The 16,444-nt window shown below is 73.1% G+C and carries 12 protein-coding genes and 1 tRNA gene; 6 read left to right on the top strand and 7 right to left on the bottom strand.

Going from position 1 to position 16,444, the window contains the following annotated elements:
• Positions 1-34: 34 nt before the first annotated feature.
• From tmk to TU31_RS06210, 4 genes are all read left to right on the top strand, one after another.
• Positions 35-3,379, top strand: a complete 3,345-nt coding sequence (gene tmk / locus TU31_RS06225) for a dTMP kinase (RefSeq protein ID WP_042150500.1) — start codon at positions 35-37, stop codon at positions 3,377-3,379.
• Between the two features lie 238 nt (positions 3,380-3,617).
• Positions 3,618-4,862, top strand: a complete 1,245-nt coding sequence (locus TU31_RS06220) for a DNA polymerase III subunit delta' (RefSeq protein ID WP_042150497.1) — start codon at positions 3,618-3,620, stop codon at positions 4,860-4,862.
• A 496-nt stretch (positions 4,863-5,358) separates the two neighbouring features.
• Positions 5,359-6,948, top strand: a complete 1,590-nt coding sequence (locus TU31_RS06215; protein WP_042150495.1) for an alpha/beta hydrolase — start codon at positions 5,359-5,361, stop codon at positions 6,946-6,948.
• 103 nt (positions 6,949-7,051) lie between these two features.
• Positions 7,052-7,125: transfer RNA gene (locus tag TU31_RS06210), tRNA-Thr, on the top strand.
• Positions 7,126-7,745: 620 nt separating this feature from the next.
• On the opposite strand, the gene TU31_RS06205 is transcribed toward TU31_RS06210, so the two are convergent.
• Together TU31_RS06205 and TU31_RS06200 are read right to left on the bottom strand one after the other, a co-directional pair.
• On the bottom strand, positions 7,746-9,197 hold the full coding sequence (locus TU31_RS06205; RefSeq protein WP_042150493.1) for an FtsX-like permease family protein: 1,452 nt from the start codon (positions 9,195-9,197) through the stop codon (positions 7,746-7,748).
• A gap of 2 nt (positions 9,198-9,199) precedes the next feature.
• Positions 9,200-9,979, bottom strand: coding sequence for an ABC transporter ATP-binding protein (locus TU31_RS06200; RefSeq protein ID WP_042150490.1), 780 nt, complete (start codon positions 9,977-9,979; stop codon positions 9,200-9,202).
• Between the two features lie 136 nt (positions 9,980-10,115).
• Here TU31_RS06200 and TU31_RS06195 point away from each other — a divergent pair, with 136 nt between their 5' ends.
• Both TU31_RS06195 and TU31_RS06190 read left to right on the top strand, forming a co-directional pair.
• Positions 10,116-11,399, top strand: a complete 1,284-nt coding sequence (locus tag TU31_RS06195) for a sensor histidine kinase (RefSeq protein WP_052718835.1) — start codon at positions 10,116-10,118, stop codon at positions 11,397-11,399.
• The gene (locus TU31_RS06190) at positions 11,387-12,031 is read left to right on the top strand and encodes a response regulator transcription factor (RefSeq protein WP_042150487.1); all 645 of its coding nucleotides are present in this window, start codon (positions 11,387-11,389) and stop codon (positions 12,029-12,031) included. Before TU31_RS06195 ends, TU31_RS06190 begins: the two co-directional genes overlap by 13 nt.
• A 72-nt stretch (positions 12,032-12,103) precedes the next feature.
• Here the strand turns inward: TU31_RS06190 and TU31_RS06185 are convergent, their stop codons facing one another.
• The 5 genes from TU31_RS06185 to TU31_RS06170 form a co-directional block, all read right to left on the bottom strand.
• Positions 12,104-12,556, bottom strand: coding sequence for a lasso peptide biosynthesis B2 protein (locus TU31_RS06185; RefSeq protein WP_042150486.1), 453 nt, complete (start codon positions 12,554-12,556; stop codon positions 12,104-12,106).
• Complete coding sequence (locus TU31_RS06180) at positions 12,553-12,783, bottom strand: lasso peptide biosynthesis PqqD family chaperone (RefSeq protein ID WP_306304251.1); 231 nt, start codon at positions 12,781-12,783, stop codon at positions 12,553-12,555. The genes TU31_RS06185 and TU31_RS06180 overlap by 4 nt, the downstream gene beginning before the upstream one ends.
• A gap of 4 nt (positions 12,784-12,787) precedes the next feature.
• Positions 12,788-14,626 carry a lasso peptide isopeptide bond-forming cyclase gene (locus TU31_RS06175; protein WP_042150481.1) on the bottom strand — a complete coding sequence of 613 codons (1,839 nt, stop codon included), beginning with the start codon at positions 14,624-14,626 and terminating at the stop codon, positions 12,788-12,790.
• A gap of 37 nt (positions 14,627-14,663) precedes the next feature.
• Entirely contained in the window at positions 14,664-14,798 is a 135-nt protein-coding gene (locus TU31_RS37835; protein WP_018090024.1) for a keywimysin-related RiPP, read from the bottom strand.
• A 227-nt stretch (positions 14,799-15,025) separates the two neighbouring features.
• Positions 15,026-16,225, bottom strand: a complete 1,200-nt coding sequence (locus tag TU31_RS06170; protein WP_042150479.1) for an NAD(P)/FAD-dependent oxidoreductase — start codon at positions 16,223-16,225, stop codon at positions 15,026-15,028.
• Positions 16,226-16,444: the final 219 nt, after the last annotated feature.

Genomic DNA, 16,444 nt, shown 5'->3' with positions numbered 1-16,444 from the left:
TCGACGCCCCGCACCGTATCGATAGGCTGGCGAGATGACGCGTGCCGAGCAGCCAACGGTCGTGACCCCCACTTCAGGCGCCCTAGCGGCGGATTCCCGCGAGCGCGCCGTGCGAGCCCTGCTCCGCTTCCCCCCACTGAAGCGACTGTGGAGCGCCCAATTTGTCGGGGGCATCGGCGATGCCCTGTCCATGCTTGTCCTCGTACTGCTCGCCCTACAGGCGGCGCTGTACGTCCCCCTGGGCGGCGAGGCCGCCTTCGGCGGCGGTTATCGGGGAGCCGCCCTCGCGGTCACCGTGGTCTTCGCGGCCCGGATGCTGGCGATGCTCCTCTTCGGAGCCGTCCTGCTGGGCCCGCTGTCCGCCCTCACCGCACCCGCCGGACCGCTGGACCGGCGCTGGACGATGATCGGCGCGGATGTGCTGCGGCTCGCGCTGCTGGTCATCGCCCCCCTCTGGATCGACTGGACGCCGGACAACGCACTGGCCTGGCTGCTGGTCACGGTCTTCGTCACCGGCGTCGCCGAACGCTTCTGGACCGTCGTACGGGAGAGCGCCGCACCCGGGCTGCTGCCCACTCCGCCCCCCGAGGGCGCCGCGGTCCGCCCGCTGCCCGACAACATGGACGCCCTGCGCCGCCTCTCGCTGCGCACCACCTTCGTCTCGCTGCCGATCGCGGCCGCCGTCCTGGTGGTCGGCACGCTCATCAGCAAGCTGCTGGGCACCGGCATCGACTGGTTCCGCCTCCACCAGGCCGCGCTCGGCTCCTATGTCGCCGCCGGGCTCTTCGCCGCTTCCGTATCGATCCTCTACTTCATCGAGCTCCCCGGTGTGCCGACGCCGCGGCCGCGCTCCCCTCTGGAGGGACTGCGCCGCCCCAAGGCCGCAGGAGCGGCCTCCGGGCAGCCGGCCCAGGGCGAGAAGGCGGACAGCGGCCCGGCCCGGCCGACCGCCGACAAGGGCCGCACGGGCGCGATCCCGCTGCTGGTGACCGCCTGCGCCGCGGTGGCGGCGGCCCTCGCCGCGGCCGTCTCGCTGGCCGTCCTGCACGGCTACGACCTGAGCGGCGGCCCGGCCGCCTACGCGCTGCTGGTGCTCGCGCTCACCGGCGGTACGGCCGTCGGCATCCGCGGCGCCCACCGGGTGCTGCCCACGCTCTCCCGGCGCCGGCTGCTCGCCCTCGCGGTGGCCGCCACCGGCCTCGCGCTGCTGGCCATGGGCCTGGTCCCGGACCAGACGACGGTGCTGCTGCTCGCCCTGCTGGCCGGCGTCAGTGCCGGGATCGCCGCCAATACGGGGCATGTGCTCCTGGACCAGGAGTCCGAGGAATTCCGTGCCGCCCGTACGACCGAGCATCTGCACGCCGTCGTACGGCTCTCCATCGCCGTGGCCGCCATCGTCGCGCCGCTGCTCGCGGCTGTCATCGGCCCGCACCACCTCGGCGACGGTGAATTCAACTTCGCGTACGGCGGCGCCGCCTACACCCTGATGCTGGCCGGTGCGCTGCTGCTGCCGGTCGCCGCGCTGGTGCTCGGCAAGGTCGACGACCGGCAGGGCGTACCGCTGCGGAGCGATCTGTGGGAGGCGCTGCGCGGCGGCGAACCGGCGCAGGCGCCCGCCCCCACCGGCTTCTTCATCGCCCTGGAAGGCGGCGACGGCGCCGGTAAGTCCACGCAGGTCGAGGCGCTCGCGGAGTGGATCCGCGGCAAGGGCCACGAGGTCGTGGTGACCCGCGAGCCGGGCGCCACCGCCATCGGCAAGCGGCTGCGCTCGATCATCCTGGACGTCTCGACGTCCGGGCTCTCGGACCGCGCCGAGGCGCTGATGTTCGCCGCCGACCGGGCCGAGCACGTCAACAGCGTCATCCGGCCGGCCCTGGAGCGCGGTGCGGTCGTCATCACCGACCGGTACATCGACTCCTCGGTCGCCTACCAGGGCGCCGGGCGCAATCTCGCCCCCACGGAGATCGCCCGGATCTCCCGCTGGGCCACCGACGGTCTGGTGCCGCATCTGACGGTGCTGCTCGACATCTCCCCGGAGACCGCGCGGGAACGCTTCACCGAGGCGCCGGACCGGCTGGAGTCCGAGCCCGCCGCATTCCACGAGCGGGTACGGTCCGGCTTCCTCACACTGGCCGCCGCCGACCCCGCCCGCTATCTGGTCGTCGACGCAGGCCAGGAACCGGAAGCCGTCACCACCGTCGTACGGCACCGCCTCGACCAGGTGCTCCCGCTGTCCGAGGCCGAGGTCCAGGCGCAGGCCGAGGCCCGTAAGGCCGCCGAGGAAGAGGCCCGCCGCAAGGCCGAGGAGGAAGCGGCGCGCAAGGCGGAGGAGGAGCGCCTGGAGCGCGAGCGCCAGGAGCAGCTGGCCAAGCTGCGCGCCGAGGAGGAAGAGCGCAAGCGGCAGGAGGCCGAGGCGGCCAGGGCGCGCGAGGAGGCCCGCCAGGCCGAGGAGGCCCGCAAGCGCGCCGAGGAGGCCCGGCAGGCCGCGGAGGCGGAGCGGGCCCGCCGCGAGGCCGAGGAACGCGCCCGCCAGGCCGAGCAGGAGCGGCTGCGCAAGCAGCACGAGGAAGAGGCGCGGCTGCGCAAGGAGGCCGAGGAGCGCCGCCTGGAGAAGCAGCGCAAGGCCGAGGCGGCGCTGGTGCGTGCCGAGGAGGCGCGGAAGGCGGCCGCCGAGGCGGCTGCGGCGGCGGAGGCCAAGGCCGCGGCCGAGGCGGCGGAGGCGGCCGACGCGCCCACGGCGGAGACCTACGTCGCGGATCTGCGCAAGCGGCTCGGCGAGAGCGCCCCCGACGAGGCGTCCCCGTCCTCCGGCTCCGGCTCGGACGGCGAGCGGACCGAGGAGTCACTGCCGCGGCCCGGAACGGCGGGCGACGCGGGCTCCCGTGCGGCGGACGAGACGGCGGTGCTGCCTCCGGTGCGGGACGCCCAGGACCCCTGGCACGGGCTGGACACCGGCGCGGACCCGGAGGAGACCGCCGTGCTGCCGCCCGTACGGGACGCCGAGGAGACCGCCGTGCTGCCGCCCGTACGGGACGACGCACGCGGCGAACACGGGCGGAGCGGTGACCCCGCCGACCGGGTGCCGCCGTGGATGTTCCGCAAGGAGACGCCGGACGCGGCGGCCGGGAGGAACGGCGCGGCGTCCGCCCCCGCGGAGTCGCGCGCCGAGCGCACCCGCGAACTCCCGCAGATCGACCCGGAGACCGGTCACCCCGTCGAGATCCCGCAGCGCGCCCGCCGCCGCCCCGAATGGGCGGAGGAGACCCCGCTGGATGATCTGCCCACGCTCGCCGACGAGCTGCTGGGCCCGCGCGCCGACGAGGACGCGGACGGCAGGGGCGAGGACGGCCGTCGCGGCGGCCAAGGGCGGCGCGGCTAGCCGGCCGGGACGCCCTCGTACGAACGGCCGTGGCCGCAGCCTCCCCGCTGCGGCCACGGCCGTTTTCCGCTTCCGGAGGGCACCGTCCGGCCGCCCGGCGCCGGCTTCCGGATTCGTTTGTCAGTGGGTTGCACCACAATGGGTCGGGCGCGGAGCACTGCGCGGTGTGCGGGGCCGGGCACACCCGCACTCGGCGCGGCACGGGCAGGACGGAACGGCACAGGAACGGCGGACAGCGATGGCGGTATGGGACGACGTGGTCGGCCAGGACCGGGTGACGGCGCAGCTGGCCGCGGCCGCGCGCGATGCGGACGCCCTGGTCTCCGCGGAGCAGGCGGGGCCGGAGCCCGCGCGCGGTGAGGAGCCGCCGTCCGCTGAGCCCGGCGGCGCCTCCCAGATGACGCACGCCTGGCTGTTCACGGGCCCGCCCGGCTCCGGCCGGGCCACCGCGGCCCGCGCCTTCGCCGCCGCCCTTCAGTGCGTCAGCCCGGACCGCGCCCTCGGCGGCGCCCCCGGCTGCGGTTTCTGCGACGGCTGCCACACGGCCCTGATCGGCACCCACGCCGATGTCGAGATCGTCCGTACGGACCTGCTGTCCATCGGCGTCAAGGAGACCCGCGACCTGGTCCGCCGGTCCTCGCTCTCCCCGTCCGGCGGCCGCTGGCAGGTGATCGTCCTGGAGGACGCCGACCGCCTCACCGAAGGCGCCGGCAATGTCCTCCTCAAGGCCGTCGAGGAGCCCGCGCCCCGTACGGTCTGGCTGCTCTGCGCCCCCTCAGTGGAGGACGTCCTCCCCACCATCCGCTCGCGCTGCCGCCTGCTCTCGCTGCGTACGCCACCGGTCGACGCGGTCGCCGACGTCCTCGTCCGGCGGGACGGCATCGAGCCGGACGCCGCCGCCCGGGCCGCCCGCGCCACCCAGGGGCACATCGGCCGGGCCCGCCGCCTCGCCACCGACGAGCGCGCCCGGGCCCGCCGGACGGCCGTACTGAAACTCCCCCTCCGCGTCGACGACATCGGCGGCTGCCTCAAGGCCGCCCAGGAGCTGATCGACGCCGCGGGGGAGGACGCCAAGCAGGTCGCGGAGGAGGTCGACACCAAGGAGACCGAGGAGCTGCGCGCCGCGCTCGGCGCCGCAGCCGGCACCAACGGACGGCTGCCGCGTGGCACGGCCGGCGCCATGAAGGAACTCCAGGACAAGCAGAAGCGCCGCTCGACCCGTACCCAGCGCGACAGCCTCGATCTGGCCCTGGTCGACCTCACCGGCTTCTACCGCGACGTCCTCGCCCTCCAGATGGGCGCCTCGGTACCCCTCGCCAACGACGAGGTCCGCGACAGCGTCCAGCGCATCGCCACCGCCTCGACCCCCGAACGCACCCTCCGCCGGATAGAAGCCGTCATCGCCTGCCGGGAGGCCCTGGACCGCAATGTGGCCCCCCTCCTCGCGGTCGAGGCGATGACGGTGGCTCTCCGGGCGGGCTGACCCCCCACTCATCCATGGCGCCGGCCCGCCGGCCGCCCGACCCCACCCACCGCGGTGGCCCCCGCCGGCCGCCCGATCCCGACTCACCGCGGTGGCCCCCGCCGGCCGCCCGCCCCCGCCCGACCCCACACGGTCCACGGCACCGGCCCCCGCCGGCTGCCCGAGCCTTCACTCCACGAGCCGCACACACCACGTCCTCGGCCGGATACTCTCCGTGCGAGAGCCTCGCCGAACACCTGCCACCTGCCACCGCCACCCGCCCGCTGCCTTCCGCCTCCACCTCCCGCATCCGCCTCCCTCTCCTCAGCCGACTCCTGCCGAGCCGTTCCCCGGCCGCCACCCCGGCCGGGCCACCGCTCAGCGCCCGCCCCGCACGCCACCTCACGCTCCACCCGCCGCCAGTACGTACGGGCTCCACCGCACCCCACCCCAAGGACCGACACCGCACAGCACACTCCACCCCACTCTCCAGGGACCGAGACCAAGGGACCGCCCAATGGCCACCAGCCGCCCGCTCCGCACCTCTGCCGCCGCCCTCGCGGCCACCGCTCTGCTGATCTCCGGCTGCTCCTCGGGGAGTTCGTCCCCCGACGGTGAGGCGTCCCCGGGCCGCGGGACGGCGGCCGGCGCCCAGCGCCCCGCCGAGGCCGCCTCCCTCGCGCCCCTCCCGGCCGCCACCCCGGCCACCCTTCGCCCGTATTACGACCAGAAGCTGAGCTGGCATCCCTGTGGGGTGGCGGGCTTCGAGTGCGCCACGATGAAGGCGCCCCTGGACTACTCCAAGCCCAGTGCGGACACCGACCTCAAGCTCACGGTGGCCCGCAAGAAGGCCACCGGCCCCGGTAGCAAGATCGGCTCCCTCCAGGTCAATCCCGGCGGCCCCGGCGGTTCGGCGATCGAGTACCTCCAGCGGTACGCGCCCCAGCCCGCCGCGGTCCGCGCGCGCTACGACATGGTGGCGATGGACCCCCGCGGCGTGGGCCGCAGCGAACCGGTCGAGTGCCTGACCGACAAGCAGATGGACCGCTACACCCAGACCGATGTGACCCCGGACTCACCGGCCGAGGTCAATCAGCTCACCAGCGCCTACCGCAGCTTCGCCAAGGGCTGCGCCTCTCGCGCCGGCCAACTGCTCCGCCATGTCTCCACCATCGAGGCCGCCCGCGACATGGACGTGCTGCGCGCCGTCCTGGGCGACAAGAAGCTCACCTACGTGGGCGCTTCCTACGGCACCTTCCTCGGCGCGACCTACGCCGGCCTCTACCCGTCCCGCGTCGGCCGGATGGTTCTGGACGGCGCGATGAACCCGGAGCTCGACTCCCGCACCGTCAACCTCAACCAGACCGCCGGCTTCGACACCGCCTTCAGGGCCTTCGCCGCGGACTGCATCAAGCACAAGGACTGCCCGCTCGGCACCAAGAGCGTCGACGACGCCGGCCGGCAGCTCTCCGCCCTCTTCAAGAAGCTGGACGCCCACCCGGCGGCCACGGGCGAGGAGCGCAAGCTCACCGAATCCCTCGCGACCACGGGCGTCGTCGCCGCCATGTACGACCAGCGCGCCTGGCCCGTCCTGCGCGAATACCTCGCCCAGGCCGAGGACGGCAACGGCCGCGGGCTGCTCACGCTCTCCGACAGCTACTACGAGCGCGACCCGAACGGCACCTACGCCAACCAGATGTACGCCAACCCCGCCGTCAACTGCCTCGACCTCGCCTCCGCCTTCAACAGCCCCGCGCAGGTCCGCGCCGCCCTGCCCAGCTTCCGCAAGGCCTCCCCGGTCTTCGGCGAAAACTTCGCCTGGGCCGCCCTGAACTGCGCGTACTGGCCGGTCAAGCCCACCGGCACGGCCCACCGCATCGAGGCCAAGGGCGCCGCCCCGATCCTCGTCGTGGGCACCACCCGCGACCCGGCCACCCCCTACGTCTGGGCCAAGGCCCTCGCCGCCCAGCTCTCCAGCGCCACCCTCCTCACCTACGACGGCGACGGCCACACCGCCTACGGCCGCGGCAGCACCTGCATCGACAAGACGATCAACAACTACCTCCTCAACGGCACCGTTCCCCCCAAGGGCAAACACTGCAAGTGACCCACAGCACACCCGCCCCCGCGCTCTCCCGCCAACCCCTGACCAGCTCATCATCCGGTTACAGAGCACCCCGCCACGATGTGTAGACTGGGCCGCGCACCAAGCCGCCTTAGCTCAGTTGGCCAGAGCAACGCACTCGTAATGCGTAGGTCTCGGGTTCGAATCCCGAAGGCGGCTCTGCCTGAAACCCCAGGTCGGATCGACTCCGACCTGGGGTTTTGTCGTTCAGTGGATGCGGCGACGTCGGCGGGAACCGGTCGCGCGGGTGTCGGCGGTCTCAGTTCTGGTCTCAGTGGGCTCCTGAATGGGGGCTCGGGGTCTTGCCGTGGCTCGATCACGTTCCGCTTGGTCGTGGCGAGCGACCGTCCCACGGTCAGGATCAGTCCCGATACCGGCGCTCGTCGGCTTGGTGTTCTTGGCGAGCTCGGCGACCTTGGCGTGCACCTCGGTCAGGGCTCGGGCGCCGGTCGCCTGGTCACGGGCGGGACCGGCGGCGCCGACCCGTTCGGCTTGAGCGAGGGCGCCGTCGAGCGCGTCGTCGGCGAGCCGCTCGCGTCACGCCCCGGCGTCGGCCTTGCCGACGTGGGAAGCGGTCCTGCTCGTTGGTTCGCAGGCTCACTTGCTCACCTCCCGATACATGGCTGCGGGGGTAGCAGGGATATGGAGAGTCTTGGAGTCTTGGAGCGGACACGTACCGAGGGGGCAGACGCACGGCGGTCCAATCTCGCGTCGAGGGGAGACCTTGACGGACTATCGGCGGACACCTCGGACCTCGGCGACCCGACCCCCGCAGCGCCTCAGTCGGCGCGCGCCACCTGGGAAGGGTGTACGCGCAGGACGAGCAGGCCGGGGACGAGGACGCCCAGCAGGCCCAGGGCGGCGCAGCCGAGGGCTACCTGGGCCAGGGGGCCCCACGGGAGGAGGGTCAGTAGGTCCGGCGTCGGGAGGGACAGCCGCGAGGCGAGGCCCGCGAGGGAGACGGACACCACTGCGGTGGCGGTGCTGAGTCCGCTGAGTACGACGGCTGCGGACTCCCAGCCGAGCATGCGCAGGAGCTGGCCGCGGGTGCTTCCGGTGAGCCGCAGGGTGGCGAACTCCTGTCGGCGCCGGCGCGTGGCGAGCAGCAGGGTGTTCAGGATGCCGATGGCGGAGAACGTGATGAGGGGGACCATCAGGATGCGCAGGCCGACGGCGTTGCGCTCTTGGCGGGTGTCGGCCGGTGCCTGGTGCTGTCGGGTTTCCTTGGCGGCACGTTCGTTGGCTGTTTCCGGAGCCGCCGGTTCAGTGGTCCGGGTCGATGCCGACACGACGGCCGGGCGGGAATCCGTGTGCTGCGAAACGGAGTTGCCGCACAGCAGTATCGCGCTGAGGCCCGCGGCGATGAGTACGGGGCCGGCCATGGCGGCCACGCGGCGGGTGGCCGCCGCGCTGTTCGCCGCGGCCAGGGTGCCGGAGTAACGGGAGAGCAGGCGGCCCGGGACGGCGCTCAGTGCGGCGATCGGGCGGACGAGGAGCGGGAGGAGCAGCCAGGCGGACAGGATCAGCAGCAGGCACAGCGCCATGGTGCCGTTGATCGCCTCGTGCGGGCCGCTGCGGCGCCCGTACCAGTCCCAGGACGCCCAGGCGAGCCCGAGCATGACGAGCGCGCCGACGGCACGCCCGGTCGGCATCGCGCGCCGCTCCACCTCGGCCTCGCGCAGGGCGGCGATCGGCGAGATCCGCATCGGGCCGTTCGTTGCGGCCCACGCGGCGAGCACGGCGATGCACGTCGTGCCCAGCACGCCCGCGGTGAAGCCCGGCAGGGACGGCCCGCCCGTGGGCCCGGGCTCCAGAATGCCGTTGCGGATGAGCCAGGCCAGCGTGGGCCCGGCCGTGGCCAGGCCGATGCCGGCGCCCGCCGCAGCTCCGGCGAGAGAGATCACCAAGGACTCGCCGACGATCTCCAGCCGCAGTTGCCGGGGCGTGGCCCCGATGGTCCGCAGTGCCCCGATCTCACGGCGGCGCTGCTGCACCACCAGGGACATGGTGTTGACGACGAGCAGCCAGGCGGTCAGCCCGGAGGTGCCGCCCACAAGGCCCAGTAACGACCCGGCGGCTTTCTCGGCACCGCCCTCGGCACTCACTTGGTGCACCCGGTCCAGCACCGTCGCCAGCGTGGTGACCAGCGCCGAACTCATCACCACCACCACGAGCACTCCGGCGTACTGCCACAGCCGTGTGCGCAGGGAACCCAGCACGAGGAAGAACACCGTCAGACCCCCAGAGCGGCCATGCGGGCCGCGATGGTCTCGGCGGTGACCTCGGGTCCGGTGAGGCGGTCCACGAGCCGGCCGTCGGCGAGCACCAGCACCTCGTCCGCCCAGGCTGCCGCCTGCGGGTCATGCGTCACCATGACCACGGTGGTGCCCAGGTCGTCGACCGCGTCCCGCAGCAGGTTGAGCACGTCGCGGCCCGAGGCCCGGTCCAGGGCGCCGGTCGGCTCGTCCGCGAAGACCACCTCGGGGTGGGTGACCAGTGCCCGGGCCAGGGCGGCACGCTGCTGCTGACCGCCCGACAACTCGGCCGGCCGGCGGTGGCGCTTGTCCAACAGGCCCACGTTGGTGAGCAGTTCCTCCAGCCGGTGCGGGTCCGGCCGGCGCCCCGCCAGGCGCAGCGGCAGCGCCACGTTGGCGGCGACGCTCAGCGCGGGGACCAGGTGGAAGTCCTGGAAGACGAACCCGATGCGGTCCCGCCGCAGCAGCGTCAACTGCCGCTCGGACAGCCCGGCGAGATTCTGCCCGGCCAGCGTCACAGAGCCGGAGGACGGGCGCTCAAGGCCTGCCGCACAGTGCAGCAGCGTGGACTTCCCGGAGCCCGAAGGGCCCATCACCGCCGTGAAAGACCCGCTGGGGATGGCGTGGTCGATGCCGTGCAGGGCGGTGACCGCCTGCCGGCCCCTGCCGTGCGTCTTCTGGAGGGACCGCAGGTCGACGGCCGGACTCCTGCCGGTCGCCGGCCTGTGGACGGTGGGGGGCGGCTGCGTTGTCTTCATGGCACGAGTCAATCCTTCCCGGGGGGCGATGTCGGTGGAGTGAGCTGGACAGCCGGGGTAGAGCGAGGTCTACCCTCGGTCCACTCCTCTGCCGGCGAAGGGCAAAGGGACGGCGGCGAGGGCGAGTTGGGGACGGATGGCGGACCGGCAGCGGTACGAGGCGGTGTACGGGCGATTACGCATCGGGAGCGCGCGGCCGGCCCGGTCGGTGCTCTATCTGGTCTGCGGCTTCCCCGTCGGGCTGGTGTGGCTGATCTGCTGCGCGGTCCTGCTGGTGCTGGGTCTGGCGACCGTGCTGTTCCTCGTGGGCATTCCGCTGATCGCTGCCGTGCTGCTGTCGGGCATCCCGCTGGGTGCGGTCGAGCGGGCCCGGCTGCGGATGTTCACCGGCACCGCCGTTCCCTCGCCGCACGCCCCGGTCTCCGGTGGCGGGCCGCGCGCCTGGCTCCGGCAGCGAGCGACCGAGCGGGCGACGTGGTGGGAACTGGCCTACGCGGTGGTCCACTGTGCGCTGTCGGTCTGCGACTTCGTCCTGGTGACGGGAAGCCTGACGCTGTCCCTGGCACTGCTCGCCGCGCCGCTCCTGCGCCGCTTCACCCCGGACGGGCAGGTCCGGATGGCTGTCTTCCAGGCGCACTCGGACGCGCAGGCCGTCCTGCTGGTGCTGTGCGGCGCGGTCCTGCTGGCGCTGACCTACCTGACGCTGACCAGGTACGCGGCCGCCCGTGCCCGACTGGCCACTCGGGTCCTGACGAGACGTGACGGCGGCGCCGGTGCCGATCACGACGAACGCATCGGCCAACTCGTCCGGTCCAGGGCCCGCATCCTGGACGCCTACGATGCGGAGCGCCGCCGGATCGAGCGTGATCTGCACGACGGTGCCCAGCAGCGCCTCACCGGCCTGATCATGACGCTCGGTCTCGCGCAGCTGGAGCTCGCCGGGGGCGACGCCGCGGCCCGTGAACTCGTCGACAAGGCGGCCGGGGAGGCGCGGACCACCCTTCGGGAACTCCGGGAACTCGTCCACGGCATCTACCCCGCGACGCTCACGGACCGGGGCCTGTCCGCCGCGCTCGCCGAACTCGCGGAGGATGCCGTCCTGCCGGTGGAGGCCGAGGTCGAGCTGGCCGAGCGTCCGCCGGAGGCCGTGGAGGCCGCGACGTACTTCGTGGCGTGCGAGGCGATGACCAACGTCACCAAGCACAGCGCCGCCACCGAGGTCCGGCTGTCGCTGCGCCGGACGGGCACCGGGCTCGTGCTGGAGGTGCGCGACAATGGCGTCGGTGGCGCCGACGCGGAGTCCGGGACCGGTCTGCTGGGGCTTGCGGACCGGGTCGCGGTCTTCGGCGGAACCGTTCATCTGTCGAGCCCGGTCGGCGGGCCGACCCTCTTGCATGTGGAGATTCCATGCGGATCGTGATGGCTGAGGATTCCTCCCTGCTCAGGGAGGGCCTGGTGCAGATCCTCACCAAGTTCGGTCACCAGGTCGTCGCCGCCGTCGACAATGCGCCGTCCCTCATCGCCGCGGTGCGGGAACACCGGCCTGAACTCGCCCTGGTGGACGTCCGTTTGCCGCCGGGCTTCAAGGACGAGGGCCTGCGCGCGGCCATCGCCCTGCGCGCGGAGCACCCCGGCCTCGGCGTGCTGGTGCTCTCGCAGTACCTCGACGCGGACTACGCGGCGGAGTTGCTGGAGACGAACCCGTCGGGAGTGGGGTACCTCCTCAAGGACCGGGTGGGCGACATCCCGGAATTCCTCGGCTCGGTGCAGCGCGTGGCCGACGGCGAGACCGTCATCGACACGGAGATCATCCGCCGGCTGCTGGGCCGTCGCAGGGGCCAGTCCTCGGTGCAGAGTCTGACACCGCGTGAGAAGGAGGTGCTGGCCCTGATGGCCGAAGGCCGCTCCAACGCCTCCATAGCGAACTCCCTGTCCGTCAGCCAGGCAGCGGTGTCGAAACACATCGGGAACATCTTCGACAAGCTCGGTCTCCCCGAGAGCGGCGCCGATCACCGGCGCGTCCTGGCGGTTCTGGCCTACCTGCGGCAGTGACATCGGGGCGGAGCGGTGGCGACCCCGGCCGTCGGCTCCGCCCCGCATCAGCAGCGTCCCGGGCCGTGACTGCTAGGCAGCGGCGCCCTCCTCGCGCTCGCCGCCCCCCACCCCCACCGCCGGTATGGCGATCAGCGGCTTGTAGTGGCCCTTGGGGTGGGGTTCGCCGATGGGGTGGTTGTGGGCTTCTACCCAGGCGTGGGCGGCGAAGGGGTGGGTGCGGATGCCGGTGCACCAGGTGGGCCAGGTGCCGTGGGCGCGGCAGAGGAGGGCGGTGGCGATGGAGCGTTGAAGGCAGCCCTGGCCGGCGCAGCGCAGGCTTACCGAGACGACGGCGTCGCGGGCGGCGAGGGCCTGGTCGGGGGTGGCCGGGGGTGCGCCGCGGCGGGCGAATTCCAGGACCTTCCGCAGTCGCGCGGGTTTGGCCTTGGCCAGCAGGCGGGCGATGCCGACGGCCAGCAGGGGGAGGAGGCGGCGGTGCAGGGGGAGTCTGCGCCGTTCGGACAGGGCGACGGGCAGGCTCACGCGATCACCAGCTGGGCGGTGCGGAGTTGCTCGATCACCGCGGTCACGTCGCGCTCGGCCCGGTGAAGGGCGATGCGGTGCCGGGCCGCGACCTCGGCGGCGATCCGGGGGGCCTCGTGGCCGTCGAGCAGTTGGCGCAGGACCTGGCCGCCGGTGGCGTTGAGCTGCCAGTACCGGCCGGTGCGTTCGTTGAGCAGGACTGTGCCGTCGTCGGTGTCGGTGGACACCACGTCAGGGTGCAGGCGTACGGGCATCGTCGGACCTCCAAGCAGGGGTGGGGCGGGTGGCGGCGCGCAGCCAGAGTTCGCAGCCGATCAAGGGCTCCAGCGCGATGCCCATGGCGTTGTCGGCCTGGGGGGAGAGGAGTTGGGTGCGCAGCCTTCCCGGGTCGATCAGGTCGTGGGCGGCCAGGGCGGAGTCGGTGAACAGGTCGAGGATCGCGGGGAGGTTGCGGCGCAGCCCGGTGCTCGCCTCGTCGCTGAATTCGCCCTTGGTGCCGCGGCCCAGCACGCTCGCGGGGACGATGCCGCGCATCGCGTCGGCCAGCAGCGGCTTGTAGCGCCATGGGCCGGCGTGCTCGTGCACCCGGACGCCCAGGACGGCTTCGACGACCCGGTCGTCGAAGAAGGGGGAGTCCAGCTGCACTCCGGCCTCGGCGAACGGGCGGGCCAGCAGGCGGTACCAGGGCGCGCTGGTGCGCAGTGCGACCAGGGTCTGGTGCTGGCCCAGGTCGGTGGAGAGGGGGCGGGACCGGTCGGCGGTCCGCCGGAGTGCCTCGCGGGCCGCGTCGGTGGCCGTGCCGGTGGCCCAGGACGGTGCGCGCAGCGGCCACAGGCCCCAGCCGAGGCTGGGGCGGCGCTTGCGCAGCGGCGGGTCGGTGAGGTGCTCCGCCTGGGCGCGCCACCAGGCCGCTTCGTCGCCGGGGCGGGTCAGCGCGGCCAGGGTGTGCAGCACGGGCCAGCGTTTGAGGGCGGCGTAGCCGCGGACGTGCCGGAGGGCGGTCAGTGGACGGCGGCGGAGCAGCGGGTGCAGATAGCCGGGGAAGGGGGTGAAGAGTTCGTCGCCGCCGTGGCCGGCGAGATGGCGGCGGGCGCCGCGATCGGCGAGGAGCCGGGCGGTGTGCCGGGTGCGCGCGGCGGTGCGGACGAAGGGGTAGGGCTCCTCCGTGTCCATGAGGGCGTCCGGGTCGGCGAACAGCGGTGGGAGGTCGCCGGGGGGAACCACGAGGTGTTCGGCGCGGTCGAGGGCGCTGATGGAGTGGGCGGCGAAGGCGGCGTCGTCGTTGCCCGCCTCGGCCTCGCCCCAGCGGAACGTCAGCAACTCCGGGGTGTTCCGGGCGGCGAGGAAGCAGAGGGAGGTGGAGTCCATGCCTCCGGAGAGGTCGCTGCTGAGCCGGCCCCCGTCGGGCGTGCGGTCGTGGAGTGCCGTGGTGAGCGCGTCCCGCACGGCTTCCGCCCCTGCCGGCAGCGGGGCTTCGGGGGCGGACGGCCGCCACCAGCGCAGCGTGCGGGCCCGTTCACGGTCCCAGACCAGGCAGTGGTCCGGGGCCAGGGCGTCGATGCCGGACCACAGGGGCTGATCGGCGAGCGGGGACGGGAGGAGGCCGCCGCAGGCGATGCGTACGGCCAGGGCGCCGGTGTCGATTCCGGCACCGGTCATCGCGGCGAGCACATCGGCCCGGTCCGCGGCGATGTCCACCCCGGCGATCCGGGTGTGGAAGACCCGGCGCAGTCCGGTCAGGCTGCCCTGGACGCGGACCTGTCCGCCGACCGAGGCCACCACATGACAGGCGCCCGGCAGGGCGGCGGCCAGCGCGTCCACGTCGGACACCGTCCGTATCCGGGCGGTGAGTTCGGACAACCGGGTGGCGGTGACCGGGCAGACCCCGGCCACCGCCACCTGCACCGGGCCCGCGGTGGCCACCCGCAGTTCCGCGGGTGACCAGACACCCACCAGCCACGGCCGCCCCGACGCATGCGAGAGCACCCGCGGGGACGCCCAGGGCGCCACCGTGTGAGCCTCGGCGGCGGCCGCCGTGTCCGGCAGGACCACGAATCCGGCACCGGTCATCTACATCTACTCCTGAGAGTGATCAGGGACGGGACGGTCAGCCGCCGTAGTGGCCGAAGATGTCCTTGCCCCAGCCGATGAAGCCCAGGGTGTCCTCGTTGAACTCACCGACCTCGACCAGCATCGGGGCGGCGTAGGGCTCCACGGTGGACAGCTCGTTCTGCTCTTCCATCACAGCCTCCTTCAGTGAAAGCAGGTGGACATGCGGCCACCTGCGGTAAGTCGGCACCTCTGCCGGGTCTTGAGCACACTGCTGACCGATCCCGGCCGAGGTGTCCGTGCGTGCCCCGCTCTGAGCGGGGCACGACGTTTCAGCAGCCGTCCGGTGCGGTTCGTGGTGAGGTGAACGGGCCGCTGCCGGACGGATGTTGGCGGGGAGCGCGCCGGGGTGGCGGGCTCCTACTGGCGCGTGAGTTCCTGGCGCGCTTCCAGTTCGGGGGTGAAGAACTCCTCCACCCCGATGACACCGGCCAGCGTGGCGAAGTAGCGGTCCATCAGCTCCTGGTCACCGGCGACGGTGCGCAGCATGGACAGCCGGTGCTCGGGCACTTCGAGTTCCGCGACGGACAGCGTCGAGTGGTAGGCGTCGATGAGGATCTCGTCGCGCTGGTAGGCGTACTCCTCCAGCCCGTCGAGCAGCTTCTCCGGGTCGCGCAGACCGGTGCCGACGCAGTCCACCAGCAGCTGCGCCTGGCGGAAGGCGTCGGTGATGCCGCGGGCGGTGATGGAGTCCTTGTGGTGCCCGGCGTCGCCCACCAGCGCCCAGCCGAGCCCGGCCGCCTCCCGGAAGTAGTTGCGCTGGTCGCCGGTGCCGTGCAGCCGCTCCAGCGGGGTCTGTGACTCGATCTTCGCGTACAGCTCCGGAGCCGTGCCGCGGACCGCCTCCAGGTAGGCGCCCATCGCGTCCTTGCGGACCCGCTCGAACTCGGACTGCGGGAAGTACGCCGCGATCAGCGTGGTGTTGTCGTTCGTGGGCACGGTGCCGACCCAGCGGCCCGGTGCCTCGTAGAGCTCGAAGCGGTCGGTGACGCCTTCCCAGTACGTGTAGTAGGCGCAGGTCGCGGGCGGGTGCTCGGTGGTGATGCGGGAGTCGACCATCGTGGCGAAACGGGAGCGCATCCCGTCGGCGCCGACCACCAGCCGGGCGTGCTCCTCGGTGGTCCCGCCGTCGGAGGTACGGCAGCGCACCCCGATGGCCTGGCCCTCCTCGTCGGACAGCACCTCGGTGACGGTGCAGCCCTGGCGGAACTCCACGCCCGCGGCGACCGCGGCGTCCGCGAGGATCTCGTCCAGCAGATAGCGGCGCGGGGCGTACGCGGCGCGGTGGCCGTCGACCGGGATCGAGCACCCCTCGATGCGGATGTCCGCGATCCGGTAGACCGCCCGGTCCAGCGGCGGGCAGCCGGTGGCGATCACCTTGTCGAGCACCCCCCAGCGCCGCAGCAGCGCCACGCCGGGCTGGTGGATGTAGAGCGTGCTGAGCGTGTCCCGGGGGAACTCGGCGCGGTCCACCATCAGCACCTGATATCCGGCACGTGCGAAGAGCATGGCCGTAGAAGCCCCGGCGCAGCGCGCCCCGACCACGATGACGTCGTACACAGTCGACTCCCTGACCCGCTCGTGACCCGCGGTTGGGCGGGCCGAGTTCCTGACCGGGACGTTAGGGAGGGCGGCAATCGCCGCGTCATTGTGTCGTTATTCCTGGCCGGTTTCCGTGCGGCCGGCGGGGTCTTGATACGGCGTCGATAGGGGCGCCCGCTAGCGTCCCGGCCGAGTCCGGCCCCGGTCGTACCTCCCCTGTGCCGTATCTCCCCGAAG

Origin of the sequence: Streptomyces lydicamycinicus (assembly GCF_000829715.2) — a bacterium.
GTDB classification, from domain to species: domain Bacteria; phylum Actinomycetota; class Actinomycetes; order Streptomycetales; family Streptomycetaceae; genus Streptomyces; species Streptomyces lydicamycinicus.
The sequence above is the reverse complement of the archived record's forward strand: the minus strand, read 5'-3'. Positions and strand labels throughout refer to the sequence as shown.